Here is a 16,550-nt window from a genome sequence, read left to right as displayed (position 1 = left end):
GCAACGCTGTACGACCAGAGGAGGAAGACCCGTGCCCATCTATGAGTATCAATGTGCCAGCTGCGCTCACCGGTTCGAGGTGAAGCAAAGCATCAAGGATGACCCCATCAAGGAATGTGTGCGGTGCGGGAAGGAAGTCACGAAACTGATTTCGCCCCCGGCAATTATGTTCAAGGGCAGTGGATGGTATATTACCGACTATTCGGACAAAATGAAGCCGGGAGGAAGCGATACGTCCGACAAGCCGGCGGCAACCGGCACGGAGAAAGCGGCCGCTCCAGCTTCGTCGGAAGGAGCAAGCTCCAGTCCTGCCGCGACCTCGACCCCTGCCGCGCCCACGCCTTCGGCCACAGCCAGTTCACCCTCATCACCCAGCACGAGCACATCCGGCGCCGGCGCATCCGGTTCTCAATCTTCCGCTTCATCCGCTAGTAAACCCTGACCGGGAACCCCGTTCCATCAGACAGGAGACCCACAACCGCCGGAGTCTTCGGACGGAGGCATGCGAAACGAGCCTGCCGGTATCGACCACTGCCTGCCGCAGGCTTATCGAACCTGGGCGGGTTTCGATTTCTTGATGGTCGAGGATTTCGCCGAGGATTTCGAGGTCGCCTTGGAGGTCGATTTGACCGGCTTCTTCGCGCTGGGTTTCGCGTTCGGCTTGACGACAGGAGGCTTTGCTTTCACGGCTCGTTCCCTGGCCGCAGTGATCGTACGCTCCAAATTCGCAATCATCGCCGACTTTTCTTTATTCACTCGTGTCAAATCCTCCACGCGAATTTGCAGTTCTTCCTTAGCTTTATTCGCTGCGTTGAGCTGATTCTGCAAGAGCGCCTTATCCGCCGCAGCTTGTTGGGCTTCGGAATGCAGTTGTTCGATTTGAGCCTGGAGAGCCGGCGGCCAAAAATCACACCCAGCCAGCACCATCAGACTGCTGAACCCGAGCATCGACAATCCCATCACCGCGCGGCGTGAACGAATGAGCATAAGTGGTCCTCCCGTGTGGGTGAATTATACCCACAACGAATTGCCAAATCATGATGAAAGTGTGTACCCCAGTGGCTCCAGGGCTGCGCGGATCCGGTCCGTCGACAGCACCCCCGCTCGCAGCACGCGCGGCTGGTCGCGCGCATCGACGATCGTCGACGCGGTGCCGCCCGGCGTGCGCCCGCCATCAAGAATCAGATCAAGGAGCGGCCCGAGCGTCTGCTGCACCGAGTCTGCATCGGCGAGAGCGGGTTCGGATGACCGGTTGGCACTGGTCCCGGTCAGAGGACCAGTCTGCATCAACAAGCGTTGCAGGATCGCCAGCGGCGACCATCGAACCCCAATCGTGCCGGTTCCCGCCGTCAGCAACGGGGACAAGCCGGTTGCGGCGGGCAACACGATGGTCAAGGGCCCCGGCCAAAACCGATCCATCAGCGCGGCCGCGGCCGGAGGAACCGATTCCACCAATGAAGACAATTGATCGCGCCCGCCGATGAGCACAAGAATGGGCTTGTCGTCGGGCCGGCCTTTGACGTCAATCAGTCGGCGCAACGCCCTTTCGTTGGTGGGTCGAACGGCTAAGCCATAATAGGTTTCGGTCGGCAGGGCGAGGAGCCCCTGCGCGGCCAACACACGGCGCACTTCCGGCAGGATGGTGTCGAAGGTTTTGTCGATGAAGGGAAGAACCAGAGCCATGTCACGGCCTGTCGCAATCGGGTTAAGACTGGCGCGGAAGGGCTCGGTGGGCGATGTCGGTGCGATAGTGGCGCCCCTGGAAGGTGATCGTCGGCACAGCCTGATAGACCTGCGCCCGCGCTTGAAGCAAGGACGGGGCCCAGGCCGCTACGGCCAACACGCGACCGCCCGCCGTCACGACCTGCCCGGCCTCCCGCTTGGTGCCGGCGTGAAATACTGCAATGGCTGACGTGCCGGACGGCGCAGGCAACCCCTGAATCGGAAACCCGGTTTGATAAGACCCGGGATATCCGGGCGAGGTCATGACCACACAGACGGCAGTGTCCTGCCGCCATTCAACCGGAAGCTGATCGAGGCGATGTTCAACGACGGCCTCCATCACGTCCACCAGGTCGGTCTTCAGCAATGGCAGCACCACTTCCGTTTCCGGATCCCCCATCCGCGCATTGAATTCCAACACGTAGGGCGTCCCGTTTACGATCATCAGGCCGGCGTACAGTACCCCTTGAAACGGGCACCCGAGACGGGCCATCGCATCAACCGTCGGTTGCAGCACCTCTCGCATGACCTGATCGCGAATCGCCGCCGTCGCAATGGGAGCCGGAGCATAGGCGCCCATGCCGCCGGTATTGGGTCCGGCATCACCGTCCCCGATACGTTTGTGATCCTGTGCGGGGATCATCGGCACGACAGTTTTCCCATCGGTGAACGCCATGATGGTCAGTTCTTCACCGTCGAGAAACTCTTCGATCAACACTCGTTGGCCGGCCTGGCCGAAGATAGACTTTTCCATGGCGTCACGCACCGCCTGCCTGGCTTCCTCGCGGGTCGTCGCCACGACCACCCCTTTGCCCTGCGCAAGGCCGTCCGCCTTCACCACAATAGGCACAGGCTGAGCATCCAGATAGGCCAGCGCCTGGTCCATCCGCTCGAAGCTGCTCGACACAGCCGTGGGAATCCCGCTGGCCGCCATGATGTCTTTCGAGAAACTTTTGCTGGATTCCAAGCGCGCCGCGGCCTTCGTTGGACCAAAGATTTTCAGCCGCGACTTCCTGAATTCATCGGCGATCCCGAGTGCAAGCGGCGCTTCCGGACCGACCACGGTGAGATCGATCTGCTCCTTCAGCGCAAAGGCCTTGATCCCGGCAATGTCGTCCGCCTTGATCGGGACGCAGGTCGCCAGGCCTTCGATTCCCGCATTTCCCGGCGCGCAAAAGATCTGCGGCTTCCGCGGACTCTGGGCAATCTTCCAGACCAGCGCATGTTCACGTCCACCACTGCCGACGACAAGAATCTTCACAGATCAACCGTTACTTGAATGAAGTACGCACACGGTTCGAATAGACTCGAGGAACCCGCCGGGAAGCTTCGAACTGGACCCACTCAGCCTGAACCATCGACGTTCCTGAGGGCGTTCAAACGGGCCTGCCAACAAGGCCGCAAACGAGAAAAAACCGCAGGCGTAGCCTCAGGGCTACGTTGAGGATTTTTTCGAATCGAGAACGTAGTCGGAAGCCCGTTTCAACGTCCCTCAATGGCGGAAGTGGCGCATACCCGTGAGAATCATCGCCATCCCATGCTCGTCCACTGCCTTGGTCACTTCCGCATCACGGATCGACCCGCCGGGCTGAATCACACAGGTAATACCGGCTTCCGCCGCCGCATCGATGCCGTCCCGGAACGGAAAAAATGCATCCGAGGCCATGATGCAGCCCTTCATGGACGACTGGGCTTTCATGGCCGCGAGCTTCACCGAATCCACCCGACTCATTTGCCCGGCGCCGATGCCGACGATTTCACCGGGACGGCCGTAAATGATGGCATTCGACTTCACATGTTTGCAGACTACCCAGGCAAATGCGCAGGCCGCATATTCCTGCTCGGTCGGTTTGCGCGAGGTCGGCACCGCCAAGGCTTTGATGTCCTTGATGACGCCCAGATCACGATCCTGCACGATTAATCCGCCGACCAATTTCTTGAGGTCATACCCTTCCGCCGTCGCCTTGCTAAGCGGGCCGACATCCAGAAGGCGAATGTCTTTCTTCCGCTTCAGTTCCGCCAGCGCATCGTCCGCAAAACCCGGCGCGATGACCACTTCGACAAACGTCGAGGTAATCTCCTTCGCCGCCGCCAGATCCACGGGACGATTAAACGCAATCACCCCGCCGAACGCCGACACAGGATCCGTCGCGCGCGCCTTGACGTAGGCCTCGACCGGCGTTGCACCCAACGCACAGCCGCAGGGATTGTTGTGTTTGATGATGGCCACCGCCGTCTGATCGAATTCCTTCACGAGCTCGAGCGCTGAGTTCGAATCGAGGAAATTGTTATAGGACATGGCCTTGCCGTGCAGAATTTTTCCGCGCGACACCGCCGGCTCCTTCGCGTGCATTTCCCGATAGAACGCGCCCTGTTGGTGCGGATTCTCCCCATAGCGAAGCGTCTCCACCCGCTCGAACTGCAGCGAGAGCACGGCGGGAAACTTCACCTCGCTCCCCTGCACCTGCTTTTCGAGATAGCCGGCGATCAGGCTGTCATAGCGCGCGGTGTGCTGAAACACTTTCATGGCCAGTTCACGGCGCAAGGCGGGCGTGACAGAACCGGCCTTGACGGCCTCCAACACGCGGGCATAATCGGTCGGATCGACGACGACGAGCACGTCTTCATGGTTCTTCGCGGCTGAGCGCAGCATCGACGGGCCGCCGATATCGATATTTTCGATGGCCTCTTCGAACGGACAATCGGGTTTGGCGATCGTTGCTTCGAACGGATAGAGATTCACCACAACCACATCGATGTTGCCGATGCCGTGTTGCTGCATCTGCTTGACGTGGCCGGGAACGCCCCGTCTCCCCAATAAGCCGCCGTGAATTTTCGGATGCAAGGTTTTCACGCGGCCATCGAGAATCTCCGGAGACCCCGTGTATGCGGCGACATCCGTCACGGCCACGCCCGCGTCACGCAAGGCTTTGGCTGTTCCGCCCGTGGATAGAATTTCCGCGCCGAGGGCTGCTAGCCCTTTGGCCATCTCGACCACTCCGGTCTTGTCAGAAACACTGATCAGTGCCCGCGCAATGCTGGCCATGATGAACTCCTTCAACTATGGATATCGTGTGGGTGGGATCACATTGGACGAAAAAACGCCGTGACAATAGCAGATGCCTCGACGCCACTGCAAGTTGATCGAGATCCACACCCGATTCATCGCAGCCTCCTCGCGCTCCGGTCAGTGATTCACACGCGGCTCGTCCTGGAGAATCCGGGCTAGCATGCGCCCTGGCGATGTGATACCCTTCGAAGATTGGCGATTGGGCACCCTGGCGTTGCGCAATCAAGGAAATCAAGTATCACTCGAAGTCTGTAACCAACACCATTCCTGTGGCGTAGGACGCCGCAGCGAAGCCCCGTCCCCGGGGCGATAAGGGCTGGCGCATGTCGCGCGGAATTATTTTTGGCGTAGGGCTATTTGCACTCACCTTGTTGGCGTTCATCTGTATCCCTCGACACCTGCCGGTCACGTCGTCGGCGACCGGCCACTCATCGTTCAGCGCTCATATTGAAAACGGGCACCTCACGCTCTCGGGCGCCATGGGAAGCGAAGAGGCAAAACTCGCGGCCGTCGCCCGCGCGCAGGAGCTCGCCAAACACCTCAAGTTGCGCGTCACGGACAATCTCGACATCCTTGAAGACGGCGGAGCCTCTGCGTGGGAAAGCGCCGTCCCGGCGCTGCTGACACAGGTCGCGGCGCTCCATCAACACCAGGCCACCCTCTCCGTTTCCGGCCAGACGGCGACGGTCACGGGCGCGGCCGCCAACGGCGACACCAAAACCAAACTCGTGCAGGAGATGACCTCGCTGCTCGGCGCCTCGATGCACGTCCAGGATCACGTCACTGTCGCCTCGTCAGGCCCCGTCTCCCCGTCATCCGCGCCGGCCCCTCCGCCTGCGCACGCCTCCCGTGCCAAGATCCAGGCAGGGTTGGATGACATCCTGCGCGGAGAACATATCGCCTTTGAAAGCAACAGCGCCGGGCTCACCTCCAAGGGACGAGCCGTTATCGATAAAGTCATTCCATCCCTCAAGCGCTCGCCCGAAGCGGTCATCGAAATCGGCGGTCATACCGATTCGTATGGCGACCCGGAGTATAACCTCCAACTCAGCCGAACACGAGCGGAGTCGGTTCGGCAATACCTGATTGATCATGGGGTCACCAATCGATTGACCGCCGTGGGATATGGAGCATCCCGCCCGTTGAGCCAGGACCGGACGCGCGCCGCGTCGAAAAAGAACCGGCGGATTGAATTTCGCGTGAAAGAGGAACGGTGATCGTATGGGAGCCTTAATTCTGCAAATGATCGGCTGCTTACTGGTGGCAACGACCATCGGTCTCATGATGGGGTGGCTGCTGCGCAGTTTCGCCACGTCGGAGAAACGTCAGCAGTTGTCCGAAATTGCCACCAGGCTCCGCGGCCGCGAACATGAATTGGACACGCTGAACCATGAATTAAAAGTGCGCACCTCGGCCGTCCAGATGTTGGAAGGGAAGATGATCGCCTCCGAAGCGGCGCTCAAAGACCTGACCGCCGATCTCGCGACGAAGGTCGACCAACTCTCCACGCTGCAGACCGAAGTCCGGGAGAAAGGGGTACACCTCCATGCGGCCGAACGTGAACGGGATACCCTCAGACGGGAACTCGAGGAAGCTGAAGCCAGGCTTGTGGCGCAGTCGGCGGGGTTCACCGAAATGCAGACGCAGATGGAAAATGCGGAAGACGTGTTGATCAGCCGGGACCAGGAGATCGCCACACTCAAGACCTGGGTCGAGCAACTGGCGCCGAAAGACGCCGAGATCGCCCGCCTACGGGCGCGCGCCGAAGAGCTGGAGCCATTCCGGGAGCACACCCGCCAGTTGGAGCGGGAACTCGAACAGGATCGCGCCCGGGCTTCCGCCGTCATCCAAGGGAAGGACCAGGAACTCGCCCGGCGCCAGACACAGCTCGATGAGAAAGAATCGGAACTCGCTCGCCTGCGGACACAGAATCAGGAGGACCTCGCGCGCTTCACCGAAACGGTGCACCAGCGGGATCAGGATATTCAACGCCTCCGCGCCACGATGGAAGAACTGGAGGTGTTCCGGGGTGAGGTAGAAAAAAAGGAGATCGCCCTCCGCGAGGCTGAAGAACGCCGGGTGATGGAGGTCAGTGAACGGGAGGAAGAAATCGCCGCGCTGCGCAAGCGGCTCGTCGAATACCGGGTCGCCCAGCGGCACCATGCGCAAGCCAAAGGGACCAGCCCCGCCGAACCTGTGTCGCACAGTTCCGCTACCGTCGCGCGCACCGCCGGAAAATCACGCGCCGCGCAGAAAGACGACCTCAAACAGATTCACGGGATCGGGCCGGTGATGGAGCGCGTCTTGAATCGCATGGGCATGTTTACCTTCCGGCAGATCGCCGAATGGAAGGATCAAGACGTCGAACATATGGCTTCGGAACTCGACACGTTCCCGGATCGCATCCGCCACGACAATTGGATCGCCGGCGCCAAGGAACAACATTTTCTGAAATACGGCGAAGAACTGTAGGACGATGCCCCTCAACGCCTCGCCGTTCCTTCTCGAGAATCCAGCCCGCTCGCCGGCGCATCGCCAAAACTCCTCCGCCTGAACAACGAGTCGTCTCTCGCCCCCCCTCGTCACCTTCCGCAGTTCGACCTGCCGATCATCGTTTACGTGACCGCGATGGCCGACGCCACGGCATAGGCGACTGACTTGTTGGCCACGTCTCCATGACTGGTGATGAGTCGATCCGTCGCAAGGTTATGCAGCATGCCGTTGGTCAGCTGATAGGAGCCAGTCGCCTCAAGCAGAGTCAGATCCACGGTGCGAGGGGTCTTCTGGGCCCCGTTGCGGCCGATGCCGCCGTACTTGTCATTCTTATCCCCGATCCCGGCGGCCACCTGGCCAGCCAGCAGGGACGCAATGGGATAGGCGAGACCGACGGCCTTGTCGTTTGCCGTGCAGGTGATAATCGTCGGGCCTGCTACCGCACGTGCGCTGACCACTCGATGAAAAAATCCGTTGTTCACGCCGTCCCACTTCTCCGCGAATCCGTAGTGAGAGAAGGCCGCTTGCAACAAGGAGAGCGTCCTCACGCGGAGGAGCGTGGCCTCGCTGGAACCGGCCACGGCGGCGGTCACGAGGCGCCCTCCGAAACTGTGGCCGATCAGATGCAACTTCATATTCGGCCGATCGACTTGAAGGGCGCGGAGGATCGGATTCACCCCGTTCGTTCCGACCAATCCCGCCCGCTCCTTCATCTGATAGTAGGTGGTATAGTTCAGCGCATTCCGCACGCCGGACCAGATCCCGCTGAAAAATTCCCCCAATCCAGCGGCGCCTCCGGAACCGATTCCCGCCGCCCCACCCGCATTCGCCGGTGGCCGCGCTACCGTGAACGACACGGGCTTGCGCAATTTGCCCAGCAGCTCGCCCGACGGCACCGTGAAAAAGGCCTCCGACCCGTCTTCTTGATCCGGGGCGCGCTTGTGAACCAGCGAGCGGACTTTGTCCACGAATTCCTTTTGGGCGGATGTACTATCCTCCAGTTTCGGCAGGAGTCGTTGCAGCTCGTCGAGCGTTCGGTCAGCCTGCGGTGAATCAAAGACGCCTTTGAGGCTGTCCAGCTTCGCCTTCATGGCCGCCATGCCGACCGCTGAACCGGCCCCGGCGGCGCCGCTCGGAATCAGCTCCTTCTCCTCAAACTTCTTCGAGGGCCACAACACGCCGAGGACCGCCCATTTCCGGTTCGCGAGGGTCGGGAGCGAACCGGCGTCGAGTAACGAGCGGAAGTTACGCAAAAACTCGGCGTAGAGCGCCTTGGCCTCCTCCATATTATTGTTCCAGCCATGCGAGATGACGATGAGATCGGTTGTGCCCTCGCGTTGGACATACTCCTGCAAGGCTGCGACATCGGCCTGATCATGGACGGCGGCGTCCTTGGTAAACTCCACGGGAAAATAAGCAAACCCTGATAACTGTTCCATGACGACCTCCCTCGATAACGGCTGTTGAAAAGATCTTCCGCCACCTCCACACGCACTGATGGAGAGGAGCTGGAAACGACGTCGAACGCAGTCGCAGGATGGTCAAACAGACTGTCCAGCGCGGCCGCAGCGAGGTCCGCAACGCGAGGAAGAATAAGCGTCACGTCTGCGAACGGGCGCGAGTCGGTGAGCACCGCTGGCGGACTTCTTCACCATCCGGCTAGATGGATTGAATCGCGCGCATGAGATCCACGAGCCCGGCTCCCTGAAAGTACCGTTCCCGACGGAGATCCGTCGCGGTCGAAACAAAGACTTCTTTGATCCGTTCCGGCTGCCCAATGAATTCTCGACGGACGGACAAGAACGCGGCGATGACACCCGACACATGCGGCGCGGCCATGCTCGTCCCGGAATGTTCCAGGTAGGTCACATCCTTCTCGATTTTTTCCTGAATGTCCTGCTCCATCCGCCCCGCCGCACAGGAGAGGATCTTCTCCCCCGGCGCAACCAGATCCGGCTTCAGGCGTCCGTCGCCCGTAGGCCCCTTCGATGAAAAATACGAGACCCCGTAGATATGCGGCATGTTGCGATGGGTCGACCCGACGGTGATCGCGAGGTCGGCATTCCCCGGATCGTTGATCGTCAGACCGATTCCGGCCGAGCGCAGTCCCGTAAAATCAGTGGAGAGGACGCCATATCCGGAGTTCCCGGCCGCCACCACCACGATGACGCCGGAGCGCACAAGACGGTTTACCTCCACGCAGAGTTGGCTTTGGCCACAGGCAAACCATTCGGGCTCGAATGGGTAGCCGACACTCAAGTTCACCCCATGAATGCGAATGTGCCGCCCGAAACTGTTGATGCGCTGAATGTGCCCGATCGCGGCAATGATGTTGCTCACGCTGCCTTCGCCGGCCTCGTTTAAGACCTTCAGGCTCACCAGCTTGCACCGCGAAGCCATCCCGGCAATGGATGGGGCCTTGATCTGCTCATAGACGACTTCCCGCTCCGCCTGATCCCCGTCAGGCTTGAGCGATCGGGAATAGGCAAGAATGTCAGGATGTGATTCGCCGGGGCGCAGCTTCGTATCGGCAGGAATCTCTCCGGCGATGATGCCGGCCACATGGGTACCATGCCCCATGCCATCCACCAACGCGGTCTTCGTCGGATCAACACCGTCCGTAAAATCGTAGTGCCACTCCTCGACCTGGCCGGCAAGATTCTGGTGTGCGCCGAAATGCGGATGGTCCCCTTTAATTCCGGAATCGACGACGGCCCAGACGATCTTGTCGCCCAACGCGGAGAAGGCCACTTTCGCCGCATCGGCTTTCACCGTGGTGACAGAGCTGGTGATGAACGCCTTCAGCTTGAAATCTTCCCAGATCTGGTAGATGGCCCGAGTCGTTCGTGGCTTGCCGTCCTTGCCGGGCACGTCGGGTTTGGCCTTCGCATCCAGCTCGACCAATTCGCGAATCACGCGCGCCTCAAGAGCGGCAAACACGTATTGCTCGTTGAACTCGCTCTTCTTGCGGTCGAGCCGTTGGCCGGCCTCCTTCCGTCCTGCTTGCGCGATCAGTTCCTCGATCGTCTTGAACACCCAGTCTCGCGCCGCCTCCCGGCCCTTGGGGTATTCCAGATTCAAATCAATGATCACCTCATAGATGCCCGGACGGCGGGAGGTGTCCGCCACTCGCGCCTTCGTTTCATAGTACAGTTTGTCGAGGAGCGGCAGGGCAATGACGGTCTTGATGAGATTCTTTGCCAACCGCTCTTCGTGCTCAGTCCCGAGAGCATCCCCGGGAGGATTGGGAGGGACAATGGGCCCGGTCGGTGCGGCTGATTCTGAGGATCGGTCCGGTACGGGAGCCGGATGCGGAGCCGCCTCGGATACCGTGTCAGAAGCCATCCGCTCAGGCGGCCGGCGTGTTTTTTTCTGCCCTGCCCTTGATGCGCTCGATTTCTTTTTGGCCATAGACTCCCTCACGAACAGAAAAACGCTGCCGCGCGCCGGGCACGGGATCCTTGAGGCGCCCCATCAAGCGGTGAGGCAGCAACGGTTGTACCGGAAGATGAGCGAGAAGTCATGTCCACGTTATTCGATCGATAGAAATACGTGTCATTGTTCTGAGCAAACTTCGAGGAGGGGCGCCGTATCTCCACGCATGCGTCATCGTATCGAAATCGATACGCGTCCTGGTGAGACAGGCGGTCAACCGGCAGGCATGTGTGTTGTTCACTCATCGACACTCGGACGTAGAAGGTACGGGCCATAGATCAAGGCGAACAAAAGATACGCGCCGCTCCAACAAGAGGCGGCAATACCCAGTACGAGAGTGGTCGGCAGGCCGGTGGCCGGTCCGAATACCCGCAGAATTGCTCCGCAGGTGACTAACACATACATGGCGACCGTTGGAGTGTCGGCGTGCCGTGAACGGCCGGTATGGCCGAGGCTCGCGCGGGTCATGATACCGAGCGTCATCACGCCCACCGCTCCTGTGGTTAACGCATGCACGGCATCTTCCTTCGGCAACCCGACGCCAAGCGCGGCGCAACCGAGCAGGAAAAGCGCCAGCGCGAGCCACCCATATCCCCAGTGCAGCACAAACACCAGCGGCTCTCGCCACGCGAGCCAGCCGTACCATCGCGACAGCCGAACCAGATTGACCACTCCGGCAAGGATGAGGACCGACCCGGCTATGGCCCCTTCCGGGAGCATCACCCAGATCGTCGAGGCCAACGCGACCAATCCTATCGCCGCCATATCGAGAGGAGAAAACGGCGCCGGTTGCTCCGGCCTTCTCGCCTGAACAAGAAACTCGCGTGTAAAATTCGGCGTCACACGGCCGCCGATGAACGCCAGCAGCGTCAGGTCCAGTCCCAGCGCCAGTCGTTCGGGAAGATCCGTTGCCATGCCGTTGAGAGCGAAGAGATGAAACAGCATGTTCGCGACCGCATAAAGACTGAGCAAGACGCCGATCGGCGCATGATTCCAGCTCTTTCCCCCCGCAATCTCGCGCCACAGCAATCCCGCCAACATCAAAAGATAGGCCGAATCGATAACGGCCGCCAGGCCCGGCGGAAACCAGGGCCGCGCCAGCACGATCCGGCCGGCGAACCACACCGCGAACAGCCCCATCAGAAGGCGTCCTTTGATGGCCGGACGGTCCGTCCAGTTGGGCAGGGCCGTCAGCACAAAACCGGTGATCACCGCAGGCAGAAATCCGAACAACATTTCGTGCACATGCCATTCGCGAGGCGCAGCCAGATTGGTTGAACCACCCCCGACCGCCAACATGACAACCCAGACAGGAACAGCCAGGCCCGCAAATACTGCGGCCCCCAGAAAAAACGGGCGGAATCCATACGAAAACACTGCCGCCCCCGGCGAGGTTCCGCGACCTTCGACTACATCACTCTTCACCACATGCCCTCACCCGTTCCTTTACCATCACGACACGTGCTTGCGCGACAGGACGCTTGCCGCAGAGCAACGGCTCGACTCCCATCCTGTGACTCAATCCGTCAATTGATCCATCAGCCACTCCATCGCATCCGATGACGCGAGCCAGGCTTCGGCAAACCCCGCAAAATAGCACGCCGCCTCATGCCGATCTCCAGGAGAGTAGTGTTCAGGCAACCGAGTCGGTGGTGTCCGTTTGCCGGTGAACAAGTCGGCCACGTGCGGATTGCCTCGCATCGCCGCCAGCAAAGCCCGCTTTGCCGCGGCCTGATCTCCCCGGCGAAGGTCGAGCAGAACCAGGCTCCAGAGAAACGCGGCGGATGCATCCTGCGGATACCGATGAAAGAGACCTGCTGCTCCCGCCTCATCCCCGACTGCAAGGTAGCGACTCAGCAACCCGTGACGAATGCCCTGGTTATCGTCGGGATTCAGCGCCAATAAGGCTTCGCAATGCGCGAGAGATTCTTCTCTCCGGCCGAGCGCCCAAAGGCACTCGGCCAATCCCTGACGCGCGCGCATGTACGGCCTGGTCTCAATCAGCCCCCAGAAGTGGCCCGCCTCTTGATCAAACACCGCCTCGCCCAGAGCGCGTCGCCCGGCATCGACGCCTTGCTGATACAACCGACAGGCTTCCTCTGCCGACCCGGCCGCAGATTCCGCCAGCACTGTGTAGGCATCCGCACAATCGGGACAGATCGCCAGCGCCTGCCGGGCCAGTGACGCCGCTTGCCGGTCGGTCGTTGCCTCCCACGCCCGATAAATCAATCCTTGAGCCTGTTCCAGCCTGCCGCGTTCTTTCAGCATACGACTCACAGGCGGCCGCGCGGCAGCCCGTTTCTGCTGCGTACCGGCACGCTGAGATCGCTTGTTCATACAACGGCACTCCTTCCACCAGGCCTGTCGGCCATCGCCGTCCTCAGAAGAGCGTGGCCAGATACTCCAGCAGGAACACCAGGCCGGTGCCGCCCGTCGGTAACGCGATCGCACCGAACAACGGATGCTGGGTAAACGGCAGAAAGGCGCCGTCCCGCGTCTGTTCGATCAGCTCCATCATCCGCTCGATTTGCTGTGGTTGACCCTGCTGAGATACCGGCGCACCGGACAGGCTCTTGAGCCGGCGTTTCAATTGCCGAACCGCTTCCCGTTTCGCCTCTTCGGCCGACCGGCGCAGTAGCACTCCGTTGCCGAAGGCATAGAGCGCGTTGAGGGTAAAGATCACGAGCAAACCGGCCGGAAAGTCCCAGCGGTCGAAGTAACTATGCCGCGCCACCGCCATCAGGAACACAATCACAAACGGATAGTAGATCATGGCGCTGATGACGGCCGTCCGTTTCGCAATGAACTGAATGCCCAGCCATTCGTGTACGTATGCCTGATCCACATCATACTTGGCGGCTTCCCTCGCGAGCAGCCGTTGCGGCCATTCGATCGTGGTCCCGATCATGATCGTAATCAGGCGACGGCACAGGCGTGTCGCGTCAACGACATAAAACATGAGCAGCGTCATGGCAACCACACTCACTCCGAGAATGATGTAGTTGAGCGTAAAACAGGCGTCTCCGCGACAGGGCATGACGGGAAAACCAAGCTGCAGCATCACCACGATGCCAAAGAGCCCATACACCACCACCTGCGGCGCCACGCGTAGGGCCCGCTCCTGCCACTCACCGAGCCATCGATACTCGCGCCACAGTTGCCGGACCTCCGCCTGACCGGACGGGTGCGGACGCCAATGATGGATGCTGATTATGGAATGGGACGGGCGGGGAACCGCAGTCTTGGGGCGGAGGAAACGAAATATCCGGATCAGGGCCGTATCGCTTTCCCACAGCCGCCACCACGAATGGGCAAAGAAGATGACGCACAGCACGAACGCGAGGAGCCGCAGACTCGCCGTGGGCCAGACACTGATCCCATCGGTGAAGGTAAACGGTTCGCCGCCTGTCCCATCCAGTCGGGCGCCGGCCAGCAATGCGACCACCATCACGCCCAACAGGGCCGGCATGGCCAGGAGACCAGCGAGCGCACGCCCCCGGCACAACGCCCAGATCTCGCTATTAATCAGGATCGCGCAGAGGAACATCAGCGCGGCGGCAGACAGCAGGAGGCCGATCGTGCGGGCCGACGGCAGCCGCAACCCGCCGGTCGACGGATCCACATCGGAACGAGGCAAATGAATACTGGGCGGCGCGCCAGCCGCAGGGATCGGATCAGGACTGAGATCCACGGCGCCATGCCGGCCGACTTCATACAGACGCGGCATGACCTCCCCGGAAAACATCGCGCCGGTGGACAGCTTCAACGCGGGCGTTTCGGCCACGGCTTCAAGAGCGCCCACCGCCCGCAGCACCGAAAAAAAAAGCGCAGTTTGATAACTGTCGCGGAACGGCGGAATGGGCGTCTGCAGCCGGGGATCGAGTTCGAGGCCGAAATGGGAAGCGACGACCAGATTGCGCGTCCACGGCAACTGGGAGGGATGAGTGAGCCTGGAATCCAGATCAGTGGTGAAAAACAGGGCATGGGGAAAATCTTTGCGCAACGCCTGCAAGAGCATAAGCTTGTCATACACGTCGCTCCCCAAGACCCCGATGGCCTTGAACTCGCCATCGGACGTGATTTCCTCCCGCTTCAACTGCTCAACGAGGCGCCGCAGATAGTCAAGCTGGCTCCGGCCGACCGGTGTCTCCGACACCACTGCCTCGGCGCCTCCCCCCTTGTCACCCGGTTTGCCCTTGGCGCCGCCCGCATCCTTTCCATTGTCCTTCGGCGGCAATTCACCGTCCAGGCCGGCGAGATACGAATAGCGATGCACCCACTCCGGGTATTGTTCATCATGGAGCGTATCGAGGTGCTGCGCCAACGTCAGAACAGGTTTCTCCGCTGCTTCGGCTTTCTTCTCTGCTGCTTCCGCCAATCTCCTGGCGACTGCCACGAACGTACGTGGCAACGATCGTCCATAAAGCGTGTCCCATTCGGAGATCAGCGCAATGTGGGGAGTCTTCGACGGCGTTGTCAGGTCTATCTTTCGACGCTGCAACTCAAGCACCAATTCGTTCGCCAGCGCGTCATCGGTGCCGATCGTTCTGATCAACGTCAGACCGGAGGCCGCAAACCGTTCTTCAACCGGCCTGTCCGTCTGCTGAATCGCACTCTCGCCTAGGAGCACCGGATCAGCCGCCGTGGCCCAGGAGGAATAGAATTCAGCGCCGCTCAACACAGGCCAAACGACCGGCTCGGGCGCCGCAGCAGAGGGTGCAACCGAGGCGCCTGCCACAAACCGTGGCTTAAGTTCCCCCAGCATGGCACTCAGCGAACCGGACGTGCGGGGACCCAACACGCGATAGGCCGAGGGGATCGCGTTCAACTGCTCGTTGAGATAGCGAACCAAGGTCGTCAGGGCGTGCAGCGGCTGGGAACCAAGATCCTGCTCTTTCAGCCACAGGACCAGAATGGCCGGCGCGTCATGCGGCCCCCGCTCATTCGGTTTAGATGCCTGATCCAATTGAGAGAGCCTGGGCCCGGGGACAAACCATTCGGCCGGGACAACCGTGGATACGCCTGCGCTCGATTTCCATTCAAAGTATCGGATAGATTCTCCGGACTCCGGCAGATACCCGGCCGCGCCCAGCGCCGACACCAGCGCATAGCGATCGCGCAGTCTCGATTCCACGCCGCTGGCATAGGGACTTCCGTCGACACACACCGGCATCAAGTGAAAGCGAAACAGCCCCTTGGTAACTTGAGCCCCATCCACCAGACCGGGCGAAGCATGGTGCCCGTGCCCCCCGTCGCCCTTATCGGCTTTCTCCTTCTGGATATGGCTCGCCACCGCTTCGAACGGGTCCTGCCAGAGCCGGGATTGGACACGATCACGAACGACCGAGGCAGATTTCTCCGCCTCCTTATCGATCGGCCGGGAAGTCTTGATAGGGCTCTGATAGATGATCAGGCTGCTCACCGCGGCCAGCAGCAAGGCCACCAGACCGGCCAGCGGCAGTTTCGGTTTCTCGTCTTTTGGTTCCGCCATTCGAACGACCTGTTCACTAACCGGATCGAGTCGCCGTTCCGGCCATCAAGCGTGACGCGCCGAAAATCGCTCTCTACGCAAAATCAACGATAGGCTAGACTTGAGGAAGGAAACTGTCAATGGAGAGAACGAGGAGAGGGTGATCGGGGAAGCCTCCAGCTGCGCGCCACCTTCTTACCCGCCCAACCCACTGGCGCGCCAAGACGCGCCATTTACCCAGGCGAGGGCCTTTTGAGGCTGCGCGTTGCGCGAGGTGCGCGCCGCGAAGAATAATGAGCGTCATGCTTGCGCACGCCGGCGAGGCGGTGTGCCGGCCGTGTCTTCGACGCTCCCTGTCCC

12 protein-coding genes are annotated in these 16,550 nt (G+C 60.8%); 3 read left to right on the top strand and 9 right to left on the bottom strand.

The annotated features are described in order from the left end of the window. Positions 1-31 precede the first annotated feature (31 nt). The gene (locus GDA65_13400) at positions 32-442 is read left to right on the top strand and encodes a hypothetical protein (protein MBA5863685.1); all 411 of its coding nucleotides are present in this window, start codon (positions 32-34) and stop codon (positions 440-442) included. A 104-nt stretch (positions 443-546) separates the two neighbouring features. Here GDA65_13400 and GDA65_13395 read toward each other — a convergent pair whose 3' ends face one another. The 4 genes from GDA65_13395 to purH form a co-directional block, all read right to left on the bottom strand. Continuing rightward, a complete protein-coding gene (locus GDA65_13395) occupies positions 547-987 on the bottom strand; it encodes a hypothetical protein (GenBank protein ID MBA5863684.1) in 441 nt (146 codons plus the stop codon). A gap of 48 nt (positions 988-1,035) precedes the next feature. Continuing rightward, entirely contained in the window at positions 1,036-1,683 is a 648-nt protein-coding gene (locus tag GDA65_13390; protein ID MBA5863683.1) for a threonylcarbamoyl-AMP synthase, read from the bottom strand. A gap of 22 nt (positions 1,684-1,705) precedes the next feature. Further along, positions 1,706-2,983: a phosphoribosylamine--glycine ligase gene (purD, locus tag GDA65_13385; GenBank protein MBA5863682.1), complete on the bottom strand. Its 1,278-nt coding sequence runs from the start codon at positions 2,981-2,983 to the stop codon at positions 1,706-1,708. Between the two features lie 231 nt (positions 2,984-3,214). Then, the gene (gene purH / locus GDA65_13380) at positions 3,215-4,768 is read right to left on the bottom strand and encodes a bifunctional phosphoribosylaminoimidazolecarboxamide formyltransferase/IMP cyclohydrolase (GenBank protein ID MBA5863681.1); all 1,554 of its coding nucleotides are present in this window, start codon (positions 4,766-4,768) and stop codon (positions 3,215-3,217) included. A 347-nt stretch (positions 4,769-5,115) separates the two neighbouring features. Between purH and GDA65_13375 the strand changes: the two genes are divergently transcribed. Both GDA65_13375 and GDA65_13370 read left to right on the top strand, forming a co-directional pair. Further along, the gene (locus tag GDA65_13375) at positions 5,116-6,009 is read left to right on the top strand and encodes an OmpA family protein (GenBank protein MBA5863680.1); all 894 of its coding nucleotides are present in this window, start codon (positions 5,116-5,118) and stop codon (positions 6,007-6,009) included. Between the two features lie 4 nt (positions 6,010-6,013). Continuing rightward, positions 6,014-7,264 carry a hypothetical protein gene (locus GDA65_13370; GenBank protein MBA5863679.1) on the top strand — a complete coding sequence of 417 codons (1,251 nt, stop codon included), beginning with the start codon at positions 6,014-6,016 and terminating at the stop codon, positions 7,262-7,264. A gap of 143 nt (positions 7,265-7,407) precedes the next feature. Here GDA65_13370 and GDA65_13365 read toward each other — a convergent pair whose 3' ends face one another. The 5 genes from GDA65_13365 to GDA65_13345 form a co-directional block, all read right to left on the bottom strand. Beyond that, entirely contained in the window at positions 7,408-8,724 is a 1,317-nt protein-coding gene (locus GDA65_13365) for a hypothetical protein (GenBank protein ID MBA5863678.1), read from the bottom strand. Between the two features lie 220 nt (positions 8,725-8,944). Then, positions 8,945-10,696: a S8 family serine peptidase gene (locus GDA65_13360; GenBank protein ID MBA5863677.1), complete on the bottom strand. Its 1,752-nt coding sequence runs from the start codon at positions 10,694-10,696 to the stop codon at positions 8,945-8,947. A gap of 261 nt (positions 10,697-10,957) precedes the next feature. Further along, positions 10,958-12,148, bottom strand: a complete 1,191-nt coding sequence (locus GDA65_13355) for an NnrS family protein (protein ID MBA5863676.1) — start codon at positions 12,146-12,148, stop codon at positions 10,958-10,960. Between the two features lie 90 nt (positions 12,149-12,238). After that, positions 12,239-13,057, bottom strand: a complete 819-nt coding sequence (locus GDA65_13350; protein MBA5863675.1) for a hypothetical protein — start codon at positions 13,055-13,057, stop codon at positions 12,239-12,241. Between the two features lie 43 nt (positions 13,058-13,100). Further along, positions 13,101-16,211 (bottom strand): hypothetical protein, encoded by a 3,111-nt coding sequence (locus GDA65_13345; GenBank protein ID MBA5863674.1) that lies wholly within the window; start codon positions 16,209-16,211, stop codon positions 13,101-13,103. Between the last annotated feature and the right edge of the window lie 339 nt (positions 16,212-16,550).

This window comes from Nitrospira sp. CR1.1 (assembly GCA_014055465.1).
Taxonomy (GTDB): domain Bacteria; phylum Nitrospirota; class Nitrospiria; order Nitrospirales; family Nitrospiraceae; genus Nitrospira_A.
Note: the sequence above shows the minus strand (reverse complement) of the source record. Positions and strands in the feature narration are given on the sequence as shown.

Coding starts and splice junctions, on each gene's coding strand:
- GDA65_13395 (MBA5863684.1), bottom strand. CDS start 987: ATGCTCATTCGTTCACGCCGCGCGGTGATGGGATTGTCGATGCTCGGG.
- purH (MBA5863681.1), bottom strand. CDS start 4,768: ATGGCCAGCATTGCGCGGGCACTGATCAGTGTTTCTGACAAGACCGGA.
- GDA65_13360 (MBA5863677.1), bottom strand. CDS start 10,696: ATGGCCAAAAAGAAATCGAGCGCATCAAGGGCAGGGCAGAAAAAAACA.
- GDA65_13345 (MBA5863674.1), bottom strand. CDS start 16,211: ATGGCGGAACCAAAAGACGAGAAACCGAAACTGCCGCTGGCCGGTCTG.
- GDA65_13350 (MBA5863675.1), bottom strand. CDS start 13,057: ATGAACAAGCGATCTCAGCGTGCCGGTACGCAGCAGAAACGGGCTGCC.
- GDA65_13375 (MBA5863680.1), top strand. CDS start 5,116: ATGTCGCGCGGAATTATTTTTGGCGTAGGGCTATTTGCACTCACCTTG.
- GDA65_13365 (MBA5863678.1), bottom strand. CDS start 8,724: ATGGAACAGTTATCAGGGTTTGCTTATTTTCCCGTGGAGTTTACCAAG.
- GDA65_13390 (MBA5863683.1), bottom strand. CDS start 1,683: ATGGCTCTGGTTCTTCCCTTCATCGACAAAACCTTCGACACCATCCTG.
- GDA65_13370 (MBA5863679.1), top strand. CDS start 6,014: ATGGGAGCCTTAATTCTGCAAATGATCGGCTGCTTACTGGTGGCAACG.